The sequence below is a fragment of the Arenimonas sp. genome (assembly GCF_044353605.1).
GTDB lineage: Bacteria > Pseudomonadota > Gammaproteobacteria > Xanthomonadales > Xanthomonadaceae > Arenimonas.
Window position 1 is genome coordinate 1 of the sequence record NZ_JBILBO010000019.1, and the last position, 21067, is coordinate 21067.

Annotated in this window: 17 protein-coding genes; 8 read left to right on the forward strand and 9 right to left on the reverse strand. The window is 60.5% G+C overall.

The annotated features are described in order from the left end of the window. Positions 1-266: 266 nt before the first annotated feature. Positions 267-1478, reverse strand: a complete 1212-nt coding sequence (tyrS, locus tag ACIQ1A_RS08750; protein ID WP_395770689.1) for a tyrosine--tRNA ligase — start codon at positions 1476-1478, stop codon at positions 267-269. A gap of 171 nt (positions 1479-1649) precedes the next feature. Here tyrS and ACIQ1A_RS08755 point away from each other — a divergent pair, with 171 nt between their 5' ends. Continuing rightward, positions 1650-2927 carry a peptidoglycan DD-metalloendopeptidase family protein gene (locus tag ACIQ1A_RS08755; RefSeq protein ID WP_395770690.1) on the forward strand — a complete coding sequence of 426 codons (1278 nt, stop codon included), beginning with the start codon at positions 1650-1652 and terminating at the stop codon, positions 2925-2927. Positions 2928-2929: 2 nt separating this feature from the next. Next, positions 2930-4030, forward strand: a complete 1101-nt coding sequence (locus ACIQ1A_RS08760) for an anhydro-N-acetylmuramic acid kinase (RefSeq protein WP_395770691.1) — start codon at positions 2930-2932, stop codon at positions 4028-4030. Here the strand turns inward: ACIQ1A_RS08760 and ACIQ1A_RS08765 are convergent. Beyond that, the gene (locus tag ACIQ1A_RS08765) at positions 4021-5295 is read right to left on the reverse strand and encodes an AmpG family muropeptide MFS transporter (protein ID WP_395770692.1); all 1275 of its coding nucleotides are present in this window, start codon (positions 5293-5295) and stop codon (positions 4021-4023) included. The genes ACIQ1A_RS08760 and ACIQ1A_RS08765 overlap by 10 nt on opposite strands. Further along, complete coding sequence (locus ACIQ1A_RS08770; RefSeq protein ID WP_395770693.1) at positions 5295-6062, reverse strand: exodeoxyribonuclease III; 768 nt, start codon at positions 6060-6062, stop codon at positions 5295-5297. The genes ACIQ1A_RS08765 and ACIQ1A_RS08770 overlap by 1 nt, the downstream gene beginning before the upstream one ends. Positions 6063-6125: 63 nt before the next feature. On the opposite strand from ACIQ1A_RS08770, the gene pyrE reads away from it, so the two are divergent. Together pyrE and ACIQ1A_RS08780 are read left to right on the forward strand one after the other, a co-directional pair. Further along, positions 6126-6767 carry an orotate phosphoribosyltransferase gene (pyrE, locus tag ACIQ1A_RS08775; RefSeq protein WP_395770694.1) on the forward strand — a complete coding sequence of 214 codons (642 nt, stop codon included), beginning with the start codon at positions 6126-6128 and terminating at the stop codon, positions 6765-6767. Position 6768: 1 nt separating this feature from the next. Next, positions 6769-7449 (forward strand): DUF4124 domain-containing protein, encoded by a 681-nt coding sequence (locus ACIQ1A_RS08780; RefSeq protein ID WP_395770695.1) that lies wholly within the window; start codon positions 6769-6771, stop codon positions 7447-7449. Position 7450: 1 nt separating this feature from the next. Here the strand turns inward: ACIQ1A_RS08780 and ACIQ1A_RS08785 are convergent, their stop codons facing one another. From ACIQ1A_RS08785 to coaBC, 3 genes are read right to left on the reverse strand one after another with little or no spacing between them, the layout of a single operon-like run. Beyond that, the gene (locus ACIQ1A_RS08785) at positions 7451-9775 is read right to left on the reverse strand and encodes a phosphomannomutase/phosphoglucomutase (protein WP_395770696.1); all 2325 of its coding nucleotides are present in this window, start codon (positions 9773-9775) and stop codon (positions 7451-7453) included. A 2-nt stretch (positions 9776-9777) separates the two neighbouring features. Further along, positions 9778-10242 carry a dUTP diphosphatase gene (gene dut, locus ACIQ1A_RS08790; protein WP_395770697.1) on the reverse strand — a complete coding sequence of 155 codons (465 nt, stop codon included), beginning with the start codon at positions 10240-10242 and terminating at the stop codon, positions 9778-9780. Continuing rightward, positions 10239-11429, reverse strand: coding sequence for a bifunctional phosphopantothenoylcysteine decarboxylase/phosphopantothenate--cysteine ligase CoaBC (coaBC, locus tag ACIQ1A_RS08795; RefSeq protein WP_395770698.1), 1191 nt, complete (start codon positions 11427-11429; stop codon positions 10239-10241). The genes dut and coaBC overlap by 4 nt, the downstream gene beginning before the upstream one ends. 93 nt (positions 11430-11522) lie before the next feature. Between coaBC and radC the strand changes: the two genes are divergently transcribed. The 3 genes from radC (at position 11523) to ACIQ1A_RS08810 (ending at position 14659) form a co-directional block, all read left to right on the forward strand. Beyond that, the gene (radC, locus tag ACIQ1A_RS08800) at positions 11523-12185 is read left to right on the forward strand and encodes a DNA repair protein RadC (RefSeq protein ID WP_395770699.1); all 663 of its coding nucleotides are present in this window, start codon (positions 11523-11525) and stop codon (positions 12183-12185) included. Between the two features lie 72 nt (positions 12186-12257). Further along, positions 12258-14030, forward strand: a complete 1773-nt coding sequence (gene argS, locus ACIQ1A_RS08805) for an arginine--tRNA ligase (RefSeq protein ID WP_395770700.1) — start codon at positions 12258-12260, stop codon at positions 14028-14030. Next, positions 14030-14659: an SPOR domain-containing protein gene (locus tag ACIQ1A_RS08810; RefSeq protein ID WP_395770701.1), complete on the forward strand. Its 630-nt coding sequence runs from the start codon at positions 14030-14032 to the stop codon at positions 14657-14659. The genes argS and ACIQ1A_RS08810 overlap by 1 nt, the downstream gene beginning before the upstream one ends. A gap of 7 nt (positions 14660-14666) precedes the next feature. Here ACIQ1A_RS08810 and ACIQ1A_RS08815 read toward each other — a convergent pair whose 3' ends face one another. Continuing rightward, complete coding sequence (locus ACIQ1A_RS08815) at positions 14667-15533, reverse strand: NAD(P)-dependent oxidoreductase (protein ID WP_395770702.1); 867 nt, start codon at positions 15531-15533, stop codon at positions 14667-14669. Positions 15534-15535: 2 nt separating this feature from the next. Further along, the gene (speA, locus tag ACIQ1A_RS08820) at positions 15536-17431 is read right to left on the reverse strand and encodes an arginine decarboxylase (RefSeq protein ID WP_395770703.1); all 1896 of its coding nucleotides are present in this window, start codon (positions 17429-17431) and stop codon (positions 15536-15538) included. A gap of 97 nt (positions 17432-17528) precedes the next feature. On the opposite strand from speA, the gene speE reads away from it, so the two are divergent. Continuing rightward, positions 17529-18386, forward strand: coding sequence for a polyamine aminopropyltransferase (speE, locus tag ACIQ1A_RS08825; RefSeq protein WP_395770704.1), 858 nt, complete (start codon positions 17529-17531; stop codon positions 18384-18386). 206 nt (positions 18387-18592) lie between these two features. Here speE and polA read toward each other — a convergent pair. Further along, positions 18593-21067: DNA polymerase I (polA, locus tag ACIQ1A_RS08830; RefSeq protein WP_395770705.1), on the reverse strand; the 2475-nt coding region annotated here is incomplete at its 5' end.

Sequence of the window (21067 nt, forward strand, 5' to 3'; positions counted from 1 at the left end):
CCGCACAAATTTCCTGCGCACATTTACAAAGAACGGTTTGCTCCGCGCCCGAAGGCTGAAGCCTTTGAAACATTTCGTCTCAAAGTGGTCGCACAGTATGGCAGACCTTTTGGGCCGCGTCAACATTCGAAGTTCAATTCGAAGCGTTCGCGACGCCCCTGATTCAGGCCTGAGCCATCAATCCGGTCGACTAGTATAGCAAGCCCCGCCCGGCTTTGGGAAGCCCTGCGCGGACTTTTACCTGTAATCCGTGCCTGGCCTAGCGCTCAGGCTTCCGGCTGCAGCTGTACCCGGGCGAAATTGCGCTTGCCGACCTGCAACACGCCCTCGAAACCGGGCATAAGCAAGAGCTGGGAATCCTCGACAATCTGATTGTCGATGCGGACCGCACGCTCCTGGATTTTGCGGGTGGCTTCGGTGTTGCTGCCGGCCAGACCGGCAAGGCGCAGGACGGTAGCTAACCGGGCACCCTCGGTCGGAACCGAAAGAACCTTGATTTCTAACAGATTCTTGTCGGCTTCGCCGCGCACAGCAGCTTGCCAGCCCTGAATGGCGGCTTCGGCATCGGCCGCGCTGTGGAAGCGGGCGGCCAACTCACGGGCCAGCCGCAGCTTGGCTTCGCGGGGGTGCAGCTGGCCGGCTTCGGTATCAGCCTTCATACGCGCCAGCTCGGCCAAAGTCACCTCGAAACTGAGCAGCTCGAACCAGCGCCACATCAGCTCATCGCCGATTTTCATGGTTTTGTTGACGATGTCGATGGCCGGCTCGTTGATGCCGATGTAATTGCCCAAGGACTTGCCCATTTTGTTGACGCCGTCCAGACCTTCCAGCAAGGGCATGGTCAGCACAATCTGCGGCGGCTGCCCGAAATGCTCCTGCAGGCCGCGGCCCATCAGCAGGTTGAACTTCTGGTCGGTGCCGCCGAGTTCGATATCGGCCTTGAGCGCAACCGAATCGTAGCCTTGCACCAGCGGATACAGGAATTCATGGATGGCGATGGGCTGTTGGCCCGCGAATCGCTTGGAAAAATCATCACGCTCGAGCATGCGGGCCACGGTCATCTGCCCGGCCAGCTTGATCATGTCGGCAGCGCTCATGGCATCGAACCATTCGGAATTGAAACGCAGCTCGGTCTTTTCGCGGTCCAGCACCTTATAGACTTGGTCGGCATAGGTTTCGGCATTGGCCAATACATCGGCGCGCGACAGCGGCTTGCGGGTGACGTTCTTGCCGGTCGGATCGCCGATCATGCCGGTGAAGTCGCCGATCAGGAATATCACCTGGTGGCCCAGATCCTGGAACTGGCGCATCTTGTTGAGCAAGACGGTATGTCCCAGATGCAGATCCGGGGCGGTGGGATCGAAACCGGCCTTGACCCGCAGCGGACGCCCCAGCTTCAAACGCGCTTCCAGCTCTTCGGGCTTGAGGATTTCCTGCGCGCCGCGCCCGATCAGTTCAAGTACATCCTGTATCTGCATGGTGGCAAGGCTCCGAAAATGCGGTGGAAAACAGTCGCTTGCGCGTGCATGCGTTAATACCGCGTTAAATGCGTTAATTATGCCTGAATACAGTTCGTGGGGGTTTGACGCGCGGCATCCAGACTGGTTATTTTAGCCCATTGCCCGAACGCTGTCCCCGAAGGACTTCCATTGCGATTAATCAAACACCTGAACACACTCCGCAGCTGGGACCGACCCCGTTGGCAGTCCGCCGGACTGATGCTATTGACCGGACTTTTCGTGGCATCGCTGATACCGGCCCTGCAATCACCGCATTCGCTGGCGTTGGCGCCGGCGCTCGTACACAGCCCTGCTTTCTCACGTAAAGCGCTGGATCTCGGCGCATTCCGCTGGCAAAGCATCACGGTCGAGAAGGGCCAGACCGTCAGCGAGATCTTTGAACACATGGGGCTCTCGGGCAAGACGCTGCAACAGGTCATGGCCAGCACGGCCGCCCGCGACAGTTTCCGCCGCATCCGCGACGGCGACATCCTGGAGTTTGAAATCAATGGCTACGACCAGCTGCGTGCCATGCGTTTCGACCGCACCGATCTGGAGCAAGTCAACCTGACACTGGAAAACGGATTGGTCCGCGAACAGATCACCGTACGCCCTCTGGAAAACCGGCTGATGGTGGCCAGCGGTGACATCACCAGCTCCTTATATGCCGATGCGAAACGGGCCGGACTGGACGGCAATGTCGTCAACCAGATCGCCAATGTCTTCAAATACGACATCGATTTCGTCGACGATCTGCGTGACGGTGACCGCTTCCAAGTCGTCTATGAACAGAGCTTTCTCGAAGGCAAGCCCTACCGTCAGGGCCATATCCGTGCCGCAAGTTTCATCAACCGCGGCAAGGAATACACGGCATTCCGCTACAACCACAACGGCCGCGAAGAATACTTCGATGCCAACGGCCGGCCCTTGAAAAAAGTGCTGATGCGGATTCCGATCGAATTCGCACGCTTGAGCTCGACCTTCGGGATGCGCAAACATCCTGTGCTCGGCCGCATGCGCGCTCACAAAGGCGTCGACTACGCAGCGCGCACTGGAACACCGATCATGGCCGCCGGTGATGGCCGGATCGAATTCGCCGGCTGGAAAAGCGGCTATGGCAAAACCATCATCATCAACCACGGACAGGGTCGCACGACTCTGTATGGACATATGTCGGCCTTCGGCAAATACAAGCGGGGGCAGTCGGTCGCACAGGGCAGCATCATCGGCCGCGTTGGCAGCACGGGTCTAGCCACCGGTCCGCATCTACACTATGAGTTCCGAGTTGGCGGCAAACAGGTCAATCCGCTGAAGGTGACCATGCCGAAACCGGAACCGTTGCGCGGCGCGGCGCTGGCAGCGTTCCGTCGCGATACCGCGCCGGTCGTGGCCATGATGGAACAATCCACCACCACCGAGATGCGCTGATCATGCCGTCTACCTTGTATATCGGCCTGATGTCGGGCACCAGCCTGGATGGCATCGACGTGGCCTTGGTCGATTTCAACAATGGCGCACACCTGCTTGCACATGGTCATCGACACCTACCGTCGGAACTCACCGATATCCTGTTGGCGCTTTCGCAATCGAATGCGCCGGTTAGCCTGGAACAGGTCGGTCAACTGGAAACGCTGCTCGGCGAAGCGTTTGCCGAAGCGGTCACGGCATTCTGCAGCGAACACCGCTTGGCCCCTGATTCCATCCGCGCCATCGGCAGTCACGGCCAGACCCTGCGCCATGATCCGAAAGCTGAAATCCCCTACACCCTGCAATTCGGCGATGCCAACATCATCGCCGAGCGCACCGGCATCACCACCGTGGCCGATTTCCGGCGCCGAGATGTGGCCGGCGGCGGCCAAGGCGCGCCATTGGTACCTGCTTTCCATGCCGCACTGTTCGGAAATAGCGAACAGGACCGGGCGGTGGTCAATATCGGCGGCATCGCCAACATCACTCTGCTGCCGGCCGATGGCGGCATTACCGGCTTCGACTGCGGGCCGGGCAACGGCCTGATGGATGCCTGGTGCCGCCGTCACTGGAATATCGCTTTCGACGCCGAAGGCCGCAAAGCGGCGCTTGGCGCGCCCGATTCCGAACTGTTTGAACGTCTGCTGTCGGATCCCTGGCTGCAGTTGCCGCCACCGAAAAGCACCGGTCGCGACTATTTCCAACTCGACTGGCTCGACTATCATCTGCAGGGCCTGCAGCTGTCGCCGGAAAGCGTGCTGTGCACGCTCAACCTGTTTACCGCACGCGCCATCGCGGATGCGATTCAAGCTTATGGCGGCACAACGGAATCGGTATATGTCTGCGGCGGTGGCGTGCACAACAGCCTGCTGATGCAAAACCTGCAGTCACTGTTGCCCTACCCGGTGCAATCAACGGCCGCGCTGGGCGTTGACCCGGATTACGTGGAAGCGATGGCCTTCGCCTGGCTGGCCAAACAATGTCTTGATGGCCGGTCCGGCAATGTCGTGGAAGTCACCGGCGCGACCGGGCCGCGCATTCTCGGAGCCATCTATCAAGCCTGATCGGTTCCGGAGCCAATCCGCTTCCAGAGCCAGGCCAGCAGCAGCAGGGCGGGGATTACTGATACGGCACTGATCAGGAAGAACGCCGAATAACTGCTCTGCTCGACGATGTAGCCGGAGAAACCACCGACGAATTTACCCGGCAGATTGGCCAACGATACCAACAACGCATATTGCGTGGCGGTAAAATTCTGGTGGGTGAGGCTGGACATGAAAGCAACCAATATGGTCCCGGCGAAACCCTGTGCCAGATTGTCGGCGGTGATGGCCGCAAAAAATGCCCAAATTTCCGACGGGTTCTGCGCCATCAACAGAAAGGCAAGGTTCGACAGTGCCACGCCGACCGCGGCCACTGCCAGCAATTTACGCATATCGAATGCCGCCACGCACACGCCACCGAGAAACGCGCCACCGATGCCGAGCCAGACGCCATAAAGTTTCGAAACCGTCGCGATATCGGCTTTGGTGTAGCCCGAGTCGAGGTAGAACGGTCCGGCCAACACGCCGATCATCTGATCCGGAAATTTGTAAAGCCCGACGAACACCAGAAACGCCAGCGCCAACAGCACCCCGTTGCGCGAGAAAAACTCGCGAAACGGCTCGATGAATGCCTCCGCCAGATTGACCTTTCGAATGGCAACGCGGGTTTCGGGCTCGCGTGCGAGCAAAGTCGCCGCAACCGGCAACAGCATCAGCAACGCCATGACGGAATATGTGATTTGCCACCCGAACAGCTCGGCAAAATAAAGCGCCATGGCTCCGCCGAGAATCAAACCGATGCGGTAACCCAGCGTGTAAGTGGCGGCCAATGCGCCTTGCGCATGCGGTTCGACGATTTCAATGCGATAGGCATCCACCAGGATGTCCTGCGTGGCTCCCGCAAATGCCGCCAAGGCCACGAATGCGATCAGTGTTGACAGGTGCGCCGCAGGGTTGGTGTAGGCCATGGCCAACAGGGACAACAGCAGCAGCAACTGCGAGGCCAACAACCAGCCGCGCCGGCGCCCGAGAAACGGCAGGGCGTAACGGTCGAGAAGTGGCGCCCAAAGGAATTTGAGCACATAGAAAAAACTCGCGAAACTGAGCAGACCGATCAGGCTGAGCGCCAGTCCGATATCGCGCAGCCAGGTCGACAGCGTACCGCCCACGATCAACAGGAACGGCAGGCCGCAGCCGAATCCGAAGAACAGCAGCGTTGCCGCCGAGGGCGTACCGAAGGCACGCTTGATGCCCTGCCAGCCTTTGTAAGATTGTGTTTCACTCATCAGTCATAATCCACGGTAAAAGGCGCATGATCAGAGAACCTCGGTTCGGCGGCGATGGCACAAGCGTGCAGCGCCGGTTTCAGGTTCGGGCTGACCATCTGGTAATCAATGCGCCAACCGACGTTCTTAGCGCGCGCCGCGCCGCGCTGGCTCCACCACGTGTAGTCCTGGCCCTCCGGCCGGAGATGGCGGTAACTATCGACCCAGCCGTCCTGCACGGTCAATGCCGTCATCCATTCACGCTCCTCAGGCAGGAATCCGGAATTCTTAGCGTTCGATTTTGCGTTGCGGATATCCATCGCGGTGTGCGCGATGTTCCAATCGCCGCAAAGGACGATTTTGCGGCCGTCGGCGAGCATCGTCTTGAACTTCGGGCGGATCCAGTCCATCACTTCGAATTTGAAACGCTGGCGCTCTTCCGCGGAGGAGCCCGAAGGCAGGTAGAGCGAAACTACCGAGAGGTCGCCAAAGCGCGCCTCGATGTAGCGTCCCTCCTCATCAAAAGGCGCCCAGCCCAAACCGGCAACTATGGCATCCGGTTTGTTACGGCAGTAAATGGCGACACCGGAATAGCCTTTCTTGGTCGTGGCATCACGGAAAAAAGCGTGATAACCCTCGGGCCGGAAAAGACCGTCACCGAGTTGGTGCTCCTGGGCCTTGGTTTCCTGAATGCACAGGATATCGGCATCCTGACCCGCAAACCAGTCGAAGAAACCCTTGCTGGCCGCGGAGCGGATGCCATTGGCGTTGAAACTGATGATTCGCATGCCGGTCAACTGCTGATAAACTTGTTCACAAGATTAGCCGAATGCACGCGCGAAGTGGGGAAAATGTACCCGTACCAGCAGCAGTTTCTGGAGTTGGCCGTCCGCAGGCAGGTGCTGCGCTTCGGCGAGTTCACCCTGAAATCCGGCCGCATCAGTCCGTATTTCTTCAATGCCGGCCTGTTCGATGATGGCGACAGCCTGAATCAGGTCAGCGAGGCCTATGCCTCGCGCATCCTCGACTGCGGTACGGACTTCGACATGTTGTTCGGACCTGCCTACAAGGGACTTCCGCTGGCGACCGGCGCCGCCATTGCGCTAGCGCGGCGCGGCCGCAATGTTCCGGTGGCGTTCAACCGTAAGGAAGCCAAAAGCCATGGCGAGGGTGGCAACCTGATCGGCGCACCGCTCAAGGGCCGCGTCCTGATCATCGATGATGTCATCACCGCCGGCACCGCCATCCGGGAATCCATCGATATCATCCACGCCCAAGGTGCGCAGGTGGCGGGTATCGTCATTGCGCTGGACCGCCAGGAAAAGGGCAAAGACACAGCGCTTTCGGCCAGTCAGGAAATCCAGCAGCGGTTCGGTTTTCCGGTGTTCAGCATCGTCGGCCTCGGCGAACTGCTGGGCTTCGTAGAGCATCAGCCCGAACTTGCACAATACCGTCAGGCATTGCAGAATTACCGCAATCACTACGGGGTCTGAAATGTCGAATGTCAAACTGCTGCTGTCAGCATTCCTGGGTACCGCACTGATTGCCGGCGCTGCCGCGCAGGAAAAGAAGATCTACCGTTGGGTTGACAAAGACGGCAAGGTCCAGATCAGCGACCAGCTTCCGCCGGAGGCCGTCGATAAGGCGCGTAAAGAATATAATGCCAAGACCGGCTCGCTTAAGAATGATGTGAAGACACAGCTCTCGCCCGCCGAGAAAGCGGCGGTCGACCAGCAGGCAAAGGCCGAAGCTGCCGCGATGGCGGAAGCCGATAAGGCCAAACGCATCGAGCAGGGCATGCTGGTCAACTATGCAACCGAACAGGATCTGCAGCGCTTCTTCGATGAGCGCACCGACTTACTCAAACAAACCATCATCTCCTTGAAAGCCAGCATCCAATCGCGGCGCGTGGTTCTGATCAGCACATTGAATGAACTGAGTGAAGCCGAAATGAATGGCCAGGCCCTGGATGCCGGCAAACTCAAGACGCTGGCGGAAACACAAACATTGGTGGCGAAGCAGACCGAACAGATGGGCCGACTCAACGTCAACTATCGCACCCTGCAGGCCGAGTTCGCGCTGACCTTGGATAAATACCGCAGCATGAAAGCCGAAGCCGATCTCCGGCGCGCGGCATTGCCGGGTGATGCCGGAGCCACGCCAGCACAGCCCTGAGTCAGAACGGCAAGCTCATATCCGGCTTCAGTGCCAGTAATTGTTCTCGGAAAGCCTCTTTGATGCGCGCAAGAGCCGCATCATCATTCGCCTCAAAGCGAAACACCAGCACGGGCGTGGTGTTGGACGCCCGCACCAGCCCCCAGCCATCCGACCAGTCGGCACGGACGCCATCGATTAGACTGATGCGCGCACCTTCGAATCGTGCCTGTTCCACGAAGCGTGCGATGAATGCATGCTGTTCGCCTTCGGCGACTTCTGCCTTCAATTCCGGTGTCGATACCAGCTTGGGCAACTCGTCGAACTTGGCCTGAATACCCTCCGGCGCGGCCGCAAGAATCTCAAGCAGACGGGCGGCGGCATATATGCCGTCATCGAACCCGAACCAACGCTCGCTGAAGAAAAAGTGTCCGCTCATCTCGCCGGCCAGCTCGGCATGGGTTTCCTTCATCTTGGCTTTGATCAAGGAGTGGCCGGTTTTCCACATCAGTGGACTGCCGCCATTGCGCAGGATATGGCCCTGTAGCGCACCGGTGCACTTGACGTCATAGATGATGGCTGCGCCCGGGTTGCGACTGAGCACATCCTCGGCAAACAACATCAGCAGGCGGTCGGCGAAAATGACTTCACCTGAACGGGTGACCACTCCGAGACGGTCGCCGTCGCCGTCAAATGCCAGCCCGATATCGGCGCCGCTGCGCTTCACCAAGTCGATCAGATCGAGCAGGTTTTCCGGATCGCTCGGATCGGGATGGTGATTGGGAAAGTTGCCATCGACTTCGCAGTACAGTTCCTCGACCTCGGCGCCGATGGCACGCAGGACCTGGGGAGCGACCGCACCGGGGACGCCGTTGCCGCAATCGACCACCACTTTCAGCGGCTGCTCGATGTGAACATCCTCGGCGATGCGGTTGATGTATTCCGGAATGACGTCCTGTTGGCGGATTCGCCCGGGGTTATCTGCACGGATGATTTTCTTGTCGATGATGCGGGTAAAAATATCCATGATGGCATCGCCGGAAAGCGTATGGCCGTCAATGACGATTTTCAGACCGTTGTAATCCGGCGGATTGTGCGAGCCGGTCACCGAGATGCCGCTGGTGAATTCACTGGTATTGGCGGCAAAATAGACTACCGGCGTGGGCACCTGACCGATGTTGATGACCTCGATGCCGGTGGAAGCGAGGCCCTCGCAAAGGCCGTCCGCCATCGTCGGAGAAGACAATCGGCCGTCGTAGCCGACCACGATGCCGCGCAGGCCTTTTTCGACCAGAATCGTACCGACGGCCTCACCGACTTTACAGGCGATGCCGGCGTCAAGATTGACGCCGATGATGCCACGGATGTCATAAGCCCTGAAAATCGAGCGGTCCAGCGGGACTTTCGGCTGCAACGATTCCTTGATGTTGAACTCGGGCGCAGGCGGTGCCTGTGCTGCAATCACACCGGCTTGCTGCATTTGCTCGAGGGTCATGTCAGCGCCATCACCACCGTCCTCGGTGGCGCTTTCCAGACCATTGCGCCGCTGCAGGTATCCGGGTGCAAACAAACAACCGGCGCCGAGCAGGAAAAAAAGCCCGCCGAGGACCAGTTCGGCGATGCCGCCGGCGCTGAACAGCCCTTTTTCTGCCAATGGCGCGGATGCCACCACCCGCCACGGGGTTTTGGCAATGGCGACCGCATTGATTTCCGCGGTGCTGGCCAAGGTCGCGTCGCCGTGGTTCAACACATCGGTCTGGCCTTGACGCAGCCCGAGATAACTGTGTTTTTCCTGGGTGACATCCAGCACGCCATTAAGCGCGCTCATCGGCAATTGCACATAAACCAATCGCATGTCGGCATCGGCACCGACCGACTTGGCCAGGCCCAGTCGACGGCTGCCGCCGGCTTGGATGACACGGATGGCAACCTGCTGATTGTTGGTGGCGGCCTCCAGCAGCGCCAAGCGTCCGGCGCCGAAACCGGCGACATCGTCATAGGCCGTTGCCAAGCCAGGAGCATAAACCTGTACCGCATCGGCCTCTTTAAAGCTGTCCTTGAACGTCTGCATAATGAAGATTTCGCCCGTAAAGGCTGTCACCGGCTCTACTTTTTTCTGGGCCTGCACCATCCGGTTGATCAGCGCATTGCTGCGTGCGGCCACCGCCGCCGTAGCAGCATCACGTGCGGTGATGATGTCGCGTTCGTCCTTGTTCTGTGCGTAGAGGTCGACGCCTTTGTAGGCGAACCAGATCCCGAAAAGAGCAAACAATACAGTGGCGGTCCGCCACGGATGCTGCCGCACCCAGACGCGCATTTGTTCGATGCGTAAATTCAATGCGGACATAGTCAAGCGACTCCTGTATGACCGAATCCGCCTTCGCCGCGCGCGCTTTCGGCGAACTGCTCGACGTGACGGAATTGCGCCCGCAACACGGGCATGAAAACCAGCTGCGCGATGCGATCGCCCGGCTGGATGGTCTGCGGCGCATTGCCCCGGTTCCAGAGGCTGACCATGAGCGGACCCTGGTAGTCGGCATCGATGAGACCGACACTGTTGCCGAGCACCAATCCCTGCTTATGACCGAGTCCGGAACGCGGCAGAATGTGTGCGCAAACGCTGGCATCGCCGATATGAATGGCCATACCGGTCGGAATCAGTTGGCAATCACCAGCCTGCAGGGTCAGGGCCTGATCGAGCATGGCGCGAAGATCCAGCCCCGCCGAATGCGCGGTCGCATATTCCGGTAGAGGAAATTCCGACCCCAAACGGGCATCCAGAATACGGAAATCAACGCTCAGAGCGTGATTCATGGCAAGTGCTCCTGCAGAATGTCCAGGAGCACATCAGCGGCCTGGCGTTTGGTAGTGAGTGGAATGGCGTAACGGCCGGAACGGGTGAATACGGTCAAAGCATTATGACTGCTCTCAAATCCCGAATCGGACAGGCCAACCACATTGGCGGCAATGGCATCGAGGCCCTTGTTACGCATTTTTTCCTGTGCGTATTCATCAAGGTTCTCGGTTTCTGCGGCAAAACCAATCACCCGCTTCGGGCGCAAGGGGCTGGCCGAAACCGCCGCAAGAATATCCTGAGTGCGCTCCAGGGCAAGCGCAGCGTCGGAATCGGATTTCTTGATTTTGACGGCACTTACGGTCTTCGGACGGTAATCGGCCACCGCAGCGGCGGCAATGAAGGTATCGACTCCGGAAAGCTCGGCCATGACCGCATCATGCATGTGTGCCGCACTGCGGACATCAATCCGGCGTACGCCGGACGGGGTTGTCAGGGCAACAGGACCGGCAACCAGAACCACTTCCGCGCCCTGCGCTGCTACTGCCTCGGCAAGCGCGAAACCCATTTTTCCCGAGCTGCGGTTGCCCAGAAACCGGACCGGATCGAGATCTTCGTAAGTCGGGCCGGCAGTAATCAGCAGTCGCCGACCTCGCCATGCTTGCGGAATGTCGGCCAGCGCCTCAATCAACTGCGCGGGTTCGAGCATGCGTCCTTCTCCGGTTTCACCGCAAGCCTGCTCGCCAGTGCCCGGCCCGTGGATACGGAAACCGCGTGCGCGCAAAGCCGCTACATTGGCCTGCGTGGCGGCATTGGCCCACATCACCCGGTTCATCGCGGGCGCCAGATGCACCGGCGCTTCGGTAGAGAGACAGAGTGTGCTCAGCAAGTCATTGGCATGGCCGCCGGCGAAGCGGGCCAAGGCATCGGCACTGGCCGGGGCAATCAGAACGATATCGGCCCATCGCGCCAGCTCGATATGACTCATGGCCGCTTCCGCGGCCTCGTCCCAGAGGCTGCTGCGCACCGGGTGCCCGGACAAGGCCTGTAGGGTGGTCGGGGTCACGAAGCGTTCGGCGGCAGCCGTCATCACCACGCGCACTTCGGCGCCGGCCTTGCGCAGGCCGCGCACGAGCTCGGCGCACTTGTAGGCGGCAATGCCGCCGGTGACGCCCAACAGAAGATGCTTTCCGTCCAATGATGCCACCCAGTTTCCCCGACACGGTCTTGCACATTAGCTTAACCGAAAAGCCAGCGGATTCCGACAGATGGAGGCAAATCCCGGGGGCACACTAAACACATGGACAAACCCGCACGCCCCTTATGGATTACCCTGCAGAACAAAGCACTGGCCCATGGCATTGCCGCCCTCAGTGAGCAGGAATTGCTGCAACTGATCGGCGCGCCGCAGCGTGCTGCACTGGCTTTTCCGGATGCAGTCTCCAGTCCGGATGCACTCCGGGCCCTGAAGCAAAGCGCCATCGGCGAATTCAGCCGGCATTACCGGATTGGCATCGGAACGGCCTGCAGATTGGCTGCGAGCCTCGAGCTTGGCACGCGCTATTGGAGCCAGCCGTTGCAGCCCGGACAGGCGCTGAATGACCCCCAGCAAGTGCGGCACTGGCTGCGGACGGAACTGCGCGACAGGCAACGGGAAATTTTCGGCTGTCTGTTCCTGGATGCGCGTCACCGCTTGATCCGCTACGAAGAATTGTTTGCCGGCGGTCTCGACGGCGCCGAGGTGCATCCCCGGATTGTCGTCCAACAGGCACTCCGGCATCAGGCGGCGGCGGTACTGCTGGTACACAACCACCCCAGCGGCCACCCGGAGCCGAGCGCAGCCGACCACGCCCTGACCGTGCGGCTGAAACAGGCGCTGGCACTGATTGACATCCGCGTGCTCGATCATTTCATCGTGGCCGGCAATACGGTGACCTCCTTCGCTGAACGCGGCTGGCTCTGAATCGCGTCCGGATGCGTCCGCCGGCCGGTTCGGGCTACAATAACGGTCTCCTATGGAATCCGAACCCCGCCCGTGAAAGACCATCTCCGTGAACTGGTGGCGCAAGCCCTCCTCGACCTGCGCCGCGAGGGCAAAATCCCCGCCGACCTGGAACTGCCCGAGTACGTCATCGAGCGCACCAAATCTCGCGAACACGGCGATTACGCGACCAATATCGCGCTGCTGCTCGCCAAGCGCATCGGCATGAACCCGATGGCACTGGCCGAAACCCTGATCGAAAGCATGGATGCCAATGACGAATCCAAGCATATCGAGAAAGTCGCAGTGGCCAAGCCCGGCTTCATCAATTTCACCATTTCACGGCGCTGCCTGCTGTCCACCGTCCGTCGCGTGTTCGAAGCCGGTGCCGAATTCGGCCGGCAGCCGGCCGGTTCGCGCGAGTCGATTACCGTGGAATTCGTTTCGGCCAATCCAAACGGACCGCTGCACGTGGGGCACGGCCGCGGCGCCGCCTACGGCGCGACCTTGGCCAACCTGCTGGAAGCCGCCGGACACGGCGTCCAACGCGAATATTATGTCAATGACGCCGGCCGCCAGATGGACATCCTGGCCATCAGTGTGTGGCTGCGTTACCACGAATTGTGCGGCGTGGCCGTGCGCTTCCCCGACAACGGTTATAAAGGCGATTACGTCATCGACATCGCCCGCGCACTGCGCGCCCAGGAAGGCGACCGCCTGCGTTTCGGCGCCATCGATATCTTCAATGGCGTACCGGACGATGAAGGTCAGGGCGGCGACAAGGAAAAACACGTCGACGCGCTGATTGCCAACGCCCGCCGGCTGCTCGGCGATACCGACTACCGCCTGGTTTTCAATGCCGGCTTGGATTTCTGCCTGACCGACATCCGCAACGACCTGCACGGCTTCGGCGTCGATCACGACAGTTTCTTCTCCGAGCGTTCGCTCAGCGTCGACGGTTACGTCCGGCGCGCGGTGGACATCCTGCGCGCGAACGGCCACCTTTACGAACAGGACGGTGCGCTTTGGTTCCGCGCCACCGATTTCGGCGACGACAAGGACCGCGTGGTCATCCGCGACAATGGCGTGTCCACCTACTTCGCTTCCGACATCGGCTATCTGCTGTCGAAATTCGAGCGCGGCTTCGAACGTGCATTCTACATCTTCGGCGCCGATCACCACGGCTACATCGTGCGTCTGAAAGCCGCGGCCAAGGGGCTTGGTCTGGATGAATCGAAAATCGAAATCCAGCTGGTGCAATTCGCCATTCTTTACCGCGGCGGTGAGCGCGTGCAGATGTCGACCCGAGCCGGCAGCTTCGTGACTCTGCGCGAACTGCGCGAAGAAGTCGGCAACGATGCCGCGCGCTTCTTCTACGTGATGCGCAGTAACGACCAGCATCTGGATTTCGATCTCGATCTGGCCAAAAGCCATTCGAAAGAGAACCCGGTGTATTACATCCAGTACGCGATCACCCGCTCGGCCGGCCTGTTCCGCAAACTGCGCGAGAAGCAGTGGAGCTACAACGACAGCGCGGCCGTCGCCAACCGCGAATTGATGGACAGCGATGCCGAAACCGTACTGCTCGGCGAACTGATGCGCTTTCCGGAAGTCATCGAATCGGCGGCCGTCAACCGCGGCCCGCAGATTCTGGCGAATTATCTGCGCGAAACCGCCAATGCATTCCATTCGTTCTATGAGAACTGCGACATCCTGAGCGAAGACGAAGCCATCCGCAGCGCCCGCCTGGGACTGTGCAAAGCGACCGCACAGGTTCTGAGCAACGGCCTGCAACTGCTCGGTGTGTCGGCACCGGAGCGCATGTAATGGCGAAGAAGACACAGGCCCGACGCCAAGGCGGCAGGGGAACGCCGGCCTGGGCGTGGTTGTTGGCCGGATTACTGATTGGCGTCTTGGCTTATTTCGGCTATCAGCAATACAAACTTTTGAGCGCACCCCCACCGGGGGATGTGCCGGTACCCCAGGCAGGAAAGGCCACGGAAGCAGATGCCGAGCCCGGCGTGGAGCCACCGGCCAGCGGTACGGATGATGGCGTACTCGATACCGATTACAGCTTCTACGACGTGCTGCCGACACAGGAAACAGTCGATGTACCTGCGGCCGAAGCACTGGATCCGACGACGCCTGCAGCGGACAGCGTCGAGTCGAACCCGGAAAGCACGGCACCCAAAACGGCGACTGAAGCAGCAAAACCTGCCGAGGAAGCGCGTTATCTGTTGCAGGCGGGCGCTTTCGAGCGCAACGCCGATGCCGATGACCTGAAGGCACGGATTGCCATGGCCGGTGAGACCGCGCGCGTGGAAAGCGCCGAAGTCAATGGAAAAACGATGTATCGGGTCCGGCTCGGCCCTTATCCCAATGCCAAGGCGGCAGAAGCCGCCAAGGCCAATCTGGCCGGCATCGGCATCGCTGCCGCCAGCATCAAAATCAAGTAACTCCGGATCAGCCGCCGCGTTTGAGGCGGATCAGGGCCGAGGTGTCCTCTTCGCCGAAACCGGCATCGACCAGTTTCGCGTAATCGTCCAGACTCCGCTCGACTACGCTGTACTGACGGCCGAGCGCCTCGGCCATGGCCTGTACGATGCGAAGATCTTTCAACAGCAGCGCCGATTTGAATCCGGGCTTATAGTTGCCGGCCATCATGGTGGCACCGCGCTTATCCAGGAACCAGTTGCCGGCAGCGCCCGCGGCCAGGGTCGGCACCAGCGACTCGGGCTTGAGGCCCAAGGCTTCGCCGAAGGCCAAACCTTCGCAGACCGCCTGTGCGATGCCAGCCACCAGCACCTGGTTGACGGCCTTGGTGGCCTGTCCGGCGCCGGTCGGCCCCATGTGGGTGACGCGTAGCGCGTAAGCCGACAACAACTCCTGAGCATGTATCAGGACATCGGCATCGCCACCAACCATTACCGACAACTTGCCGTTACGCGCACCCTCGACACCGCCGGACACCGGCGCATCCAGAAAGGCAATGCCGGACTCCGCCAATAGTGCGGCAGCGGACAATGCGGTTTCGCGGGCCACGGTGGAATGGTCGATGACCAAGGATCCGGGCGTCAGAACACCGGCAAGATCCCGGCAGCATTGCATCACGTCCGCATCCATCGACACGCACAACACCACCGCATCGCATCCGGTGAAATCGGAAGGCGCAATCGCGGCCGTGACGCCGAGCTGGGCAGCCAATGCTTCAGCCTTCTGCGGTGTGCGGTTGCCGACTGCGGTGAGCAGCCCCTTGGCCTGCAGATGGCCGGCCATGGAGGCGCCCATGGCACCGAGACCGATGAATCCGACGCGGGCGAGGGGATTCATGATCAGACTCCGTGCAGGGTTTCTTCAAGATAGGTGTAGCCGGTCAGGCCCGCTTCCAGCGCCGCCAATGCCGCTGCTGCTGCACCGGCATCGAGGCCGGCATGGTCGACCAGGTGGCGATAGCGTACGCGCAATTCATCCAGCCGATAGCCGACGTAATCCAGCATGACATCGGTGGTATCGCCTTTGCGTTGACGTTCGATGCGGTAGCCACCGAGCGCATCCAGACTGACGTTGGCGGTGTCGGTGTCGCCGAACAGATTGTGGATATCGCCCAGGGTTTCCTGATAGGCCCCGACCATGAACACGCCCAGACGGTAGCTCTCACCCTGTTTCAGGGCATGTACCGGCAGCGAATGACCGAGCGTCTGCGACTGCACATAGGTATCGATCCGACCATCGGAGTCGCAGGTCAGATCGGCGATGACGCCGTGCCGTTCGGGGCGCTCGTCCAGGCGCGCGATCGGCATGATCGGAAACACCTGATCGATGGCCCAGACGTCGGGTATGGATTCGAACACCGAAAAATTGACGAAGTACTTATCGACCAAACGCTCATCGAGCTCGTCGAGCACCTCGCGATGGCTCTTGTCGTCCGGATTCAACTGGCGGCGCACCGCATGCGCGATGGCATAGAACAGATCGTCGAGCAAGGCACGGTCGTCCAGACCGAGCTGTCCGTGCGCGAACAGGGCCTGGCCTTCGGCGAGGTAATGCTGGGCTTCGAGATAGACTTCGAGCGCGGTGCGGCTGTCGATGCTGCGCACCAGATCACGCAGATGCTTGATGACCAGCGGCTCGTTCGAACGCGCCTCCGGCACGGCGCCGTCCGGCGCCTGCTCCACTTCCGAGACATTCACCACCATCATCGCGTGGTGGGCGGTCATCGCGCGGCCGGCTTCGGTGATCATGCGCGGTTCGGCAAGGCCGTGCTCGGCACAGGCTTCCTGCAAGGGCTGGATGAGCGTCTGGGCGAACTGTTCAAGACGGTAATTGATCGAGCAGGCGCCGCGTGAACGTGTGCCTTCGTAATCGACACCGAGGCCGCCGCCGGAATCCATGAAACGGATCATGCAGCCGGCCTTACTGAGTTCGACGAAGTAGCGTACGGCTTCGCGCATGCCAGCGGCGATGTCGCGCAGATTGGAGATCTGCGAGCCCATGTGGAAATGCAGGAGTTGCAGGCATTCAAGCTGGCCGGCGTCACGCAGGCGCGCGACCAGATCCAGCACCTGGCGGGGCGACAGGCCGAACTTGGCTTTATCGCCGCCGGAATTCTGCCATTTGCCGGCGCCCAACGTGGACAGACGCAGACGCACGCCGATGCCCGGCATGACGCCGAGCTTGGCCGCTTCCTGCAGGATCATGTCGAGCTCCGAGGGTTTCTCGACCACGATGGTGGTGTCGAAGCCGAGCTGCTTGCCGAGGAGGGCCAGATGGATGAACTCACGGTCTTTGTAGCCGTTGCAGACGATGATGCTGCCGGGCTTGGCCAGCCCGAGTACCGCCATCAGCTCCGGCTTGGAGCCGGCCTCCAGGCCGAATTGCTCGTTGCCGGCCATGGCCAGCACGCCGGCCACACCGTAATGCTGATTGACTTTGATTGGATACACCGCGGTGTAGCCGCCCTTGTAACCCAAATGGCCCATGCCGGCATTGAAGGCGCGCTGCATGGCCTGCAGGCGATGTGGAAGGATATCGGAAAAGCGGAGCAGCAGGGGCAGCTTGACCCCGTCGGCGCAGGCCTGCTCGATCAGTTCGGAAATCGGCAGACGCGGTCCTTCCGGGCCGAGCGGTTGTGCGCAGACGCGGCCGCGCTCGTCGACATCGAAATAACCTTCCGACCAGAACGGCATGGAATACAGCTGTTTGGCGTCGTCGACCGACCAGGCGTTCATGGGCAGGAATCCTCGTTTGGGACGCGTATTGTACCCCCCGGCACCGGTTATCGGATACAATGCGCCTCACTTTTTACCGCCTTCAGGACACCCCGCCATGGCAGACTCCACCTGGTTTTACGAGAACTTCGAGCACACCGGATCCGCCATCGGTTTCCGAACCGTACGCAAGCTGGACGAGGTGCAGTCGCCATTCCAGAAAATCGAAATTTTCGAAACCACCGATTTCGGGAATCTGATGGTGATTGATGGCGCGATGATGGTCAGTACGCGCGAGAATTTCTTCTATCACGAAATGATGTCGCATGCCCCGATCTACACGCACGCGGCGCCGAAGAACATCGTCATCATCGGCGGTGGCGACTGCGGCACCCTGCGCGAGTGCCTCAAGCATGCCGATGTCGAAACCGTCGTGCAGTGCGACATCGATGAGCAGGTCACCCGCATGGCCGAGAAATATTTTCCGGAACTGTGCGAAAGCAACAACGACCCGCGCGCCACCGTGATGTTCGACGACGGCATCGCCTACATGCAGAACGCCGCGCCATGCAGCATCGACATCATCATCGTCGATTCGACCGATCCGGTCGGACCGGCCGAAGGCCTGTTCAACCGCGCCTTCTATGAAAACTGCTTCAAGGCCTTACGCCCCGATGGCCTGCTGGTCCAGCAGAGCGAATCGCCTCTGGCGCTGATGGAGCTGATCCGGGACATGATTGGTGCGATGTCCGATGCTGGCTTTAACGGCTTCCGGACCCTGCCGTTTCCGCAGCCCTCCTACCCGACCGGCTGGTGGAGCTGCACCATCGCCGCCAAGGATGGTCGCAATCTCGCCAAATTCCGCAGCGATGACGCCGCCGCCAAAACCTTCAGTACCGAGTACTACAATGCCGGCATCCATCAGGGCGCCCTGCTGCAGCCCGAGTTCCTGCGGCGCGCCCTGAAACAGAGCTGAAAAAAAGCCCCACATGCCAGGGGAAGCATGCGGGGCCAGGGTTTAAAGAAGGTGGCCGGGGAAAGCCAATCTCCTTCGGATGTCCCAGGGGAGAGACAACCAACAAGCCTTGCGCTTGTTAGGTGTAGTTAATCACAAAAATGGTTAATGTCCGGTGAATCAGGGGCCCGGAACTGTAAAATCTTTGTGAACTTTGCCGTCACCGGTTAATGTGACTCATTCCAGTTGGCCCCGGTGCCCGCCTCGACCAGCAGCGGCACCTTCAGCTCAGCCGCCGCCTCCATGCGCGTCTTGACCTCCGCCAGCATGGTCGGCACGAAATCCGCATCGGCCTCGAACACCAGTTCATCATGGACCTGCATCAGCATCAGCGCCTGCCGGCGGTGGCCGTTGATCCAGCCGGCGACGTCGATCATTGCGCGTTTGATGATGTCGGCGGCGGTGCCCTGCATCGGGGCATTGATGGCGGCACGCTCGGCACCGGCCCGCTGAGCGGCGTTACGGCCGTTGATTTCATTCAGGTAAAGCCGGCGACCGAAGACCGTCTCGACATAGCCGTCGGCTTTGGCTTTGGCACGGGTATCGTCCATGTAAGTGCGCACGCCCGGGTAGCGGCTGAAATACAGACTGATGTAATCGGCGGCCTCGTTGCGGCCGATGCCGAGCTGGCGCGCCAGACCGAAGGCGCTCATGCCGTACATGAGGCCGAAGTTGATGGCTTTGGCGGCGCGGCGCTGATCGGCGCTGACTTCCGCCAAGGGCACACCGAAAACTTCCGCGGCGGTGGCCCGGTGCACGTCCTGGCCGGAACCGAAGGCCGCCAGCAGGCCAGCATCATCGGACAGATGCGCCATGATGCGCAACTCGATCTGGGAGTAGTCGAAAGACAGAATCTTTCTTCCCGGCGGGGCGATGAAGGCCTCGCGGATCTTGCGGCCGTCTTCGGTGCGGATCGGGATGTTCTGCAGATTCGGATCACTCGAACTCAGCCGGCCGGTGGCGGCACCGGCCATGTGATAGCTGGTATGCACGCGCCCGGTGCGCGGATTGACCATCAACGGCAGTTTCTCGGTGTAGGTGCTGCGCAGCTTGGCCATGCCACGGTAGTCGAGGATCAGCCGCGGCAGTTCATGATCGTCAGCAATGGCTTCCAGCGCCTCCTCGTTGGTGGACGGCGCGCCGGTCGGCGTTTTCACTTTGGCATCGAGGCCGAGCTCCTCGAATAGTAAGGCGCCGAGCTGCTTGGGTGAATCCAGATTGAAATTCCGGCCGGCGATGGCATAGGCGGTGTTCTGCACCAGCAGCATGCGTGCCGACAGGTCGGCGCTCTGGCGCTGCAGTAGCGCGGCGTCGATCAGTACACCATTTTCCTCGATGTCGCAGAGCACCTGCTGCAAGGGGATTTCCATGTTCCGGTACAGCGTTTCCAGCACCGGCGCCTGCTGCAGCTGCACGGCGAAATGCTGCTGCAGGCGCAGGGTGATGTCGGCATCTTCGGCGGCATAGCGGGTGGCATCGTCAATGGCGACCTGCGAGAAGGCAATCTGCTTGGCGCCCTTGCCGGCCACGTCGCTGTAGGCGATGGTCTGGTAGCTCAGGTAATTCAGCGCCATCGAGTCCATGTCATGGCGGGCGCGGCCGGCATTGAGCACGAACGAGGCCAGCAGGGTGTCTTCGCGCAGACCCTGTACGGCAATGCTCTGGCGATTCAAGACATGCAAATCGTATTTGCCGTTCTGCGCGCACTTGCCCTTGCCGGCATCGGTCAAAAGCGGCGTCAGGCGCTGCAAGACCTCGGCCAAGGGCAGCTGCGCCGGTGCGCCGGGATAATCATGGGCCAGCGGGATATACCAGGCCGCACCGGGTTCGACCGCAAAGCTCAGACCGACCAGATTGGCCTGCATCGGGTCGAGCGAATCGGTTTCGGTATCGAAGCAGATCAACTCCGCGGCATCGAGCGCGGTCAGCATGGCGTCGAACGCCGCCCAGTCCAGCACGGCGGTGTATTCGCCGGGCTTGGCTTCAGGCAACAGAACGGGCGGTGCATCGCTTTCGGCAGGCTTGGCGGCGGCTTTCGGTGCTGAAGGCGGCGAAGCGTCAGTACCCTGCAGCTCCTTTAAGGCCTGTTTGAAGCCGAAGCGTGCATACAGGGCGGACAGATCGTCCTTGTGCGGCGGCAACTGCAGCAGCTGGGTGTAATCGCGTTCCAGCGGCACATCGGTTTTGATGGTGACCAGCGTGCGGTTCAAAGGCAGGATGGGCAGTGCCGCACGCAGGTTCTCGCCGATTTTGCCGGTGAATTTTTCGACATTGGCGATGACCGCCTCCAGCGTGCCGTATTCGGCCAGCCATTTCGCGGCGGTTTTCGGCCCGCATTTGTCGACGCCCTTCACGTTATCGACGGCATCGCCCATCAGTGCCAGAAAATCAACAATCTGGTCGGGGCGCACGCCGAACTTTTCAGGCACGCGTTTTTCATCGGTCACGCTACCGGTCATGGTGTTGGTCAGGGTGATGTGCGGACCGACTAGCTGCGCGAAATCCTTATCGCCGGTGGAGATCACCACATCGATGCCGTCCTTTGCCGCCTGCAGGGCATAGGTGCCGATGACATCGTCGGCTTCCACGCCGGACACGCGGATCACCGGCAGACCGAGCGCCTGCACAATGGCGATCATCGG

Coding starts and splice junctions, on each gene's coding strand:
- tyrS (WP_395770689.1), bottom strand. CDS start 1,478: ATGCAGATACAGGATGTACTTGAACTGATCGGGCGCGGCGCGCAGGAA.
- ACIQ1A_RS08760 (WP_395770691.1), top strand. CDS start 2,930: ATGCCGTCTACCTTGTATATCGGCCTGATGTCGGGCACCAGCCTGGAT.
- ACIQ1A_RS08765 (WP_395770692.1), bottom strand. CDS start 5,295: ATGAGTGAAACACAATCTTACAAAGGCTGGCAGGGCATCAAGCGTGCC.
- ACIQ1A_RS08770 (WP_395770693.1), bottom strand. CDS start 6,062: ATGCGAATCATCAGTTTCAACGCCAATGGCATCCGCTCCGCGGCCAGC.
- pyrE (WP_395770694.1), top strand. CDS start 6,126: ATGTACCCGTACCAGCAGCAGTTTCTGGAGTTGGCCGTCCGCAGGCAG.
- ACIQ1A_RS08780 (WP_395770695.1), top strand. CDS start 6,769: ATGTCGAATGTCAAACTGCTGCTGTCAGCATTCCTGGGTACCGCACTG.
- ACIQ1A_RS08785 (WP_395770696.1), bottom strand. CDS start 9,775: ATGTCCGCATTGAATTTACGCATCGAACAAATGCGCGTCTGGGTGCGG.
- dut (WP_395770697.1), bottom strand. CDS start 10,242: ATGAATCACGCTCTGAGCGTTGATTTCCGTATTCTGGATGCCCGTTTG.
- radC (WP_395770699.1), top strand. CDS start 11,523: ATGGACAAACCCGCACGCCCCTTATGGATTACCCTGCAGAACAAAGCA.
- ACIQ1A_RS08810 (WP_395770701.1), top strand. CDS start 14,030: ATGGCGAAGAAGACACAGGCCCGACGCCAAGGCGGCAGGGGAACGCCG.
- ACIQ1A_RS08815 (WP_395770702.1), bottom strand. CDS start 15,533: ATGAATCCCCTCGCCCGCGTCGGATTCATCGGTCTCGGTGCCATGGGC.
- speA (WP_395770703.1), bottom strand. CDS start 17,431: ATGAACGCCTGGTCGGTCGACGACGCCAAACAGCTGTATTCCATGCCG.
- speE (WP_395770704.1), top strand. CDS start 17,529: ATGGCAGACTCCACCTGGTTTTACGAGAACTTCGAGCACACCGGATCC.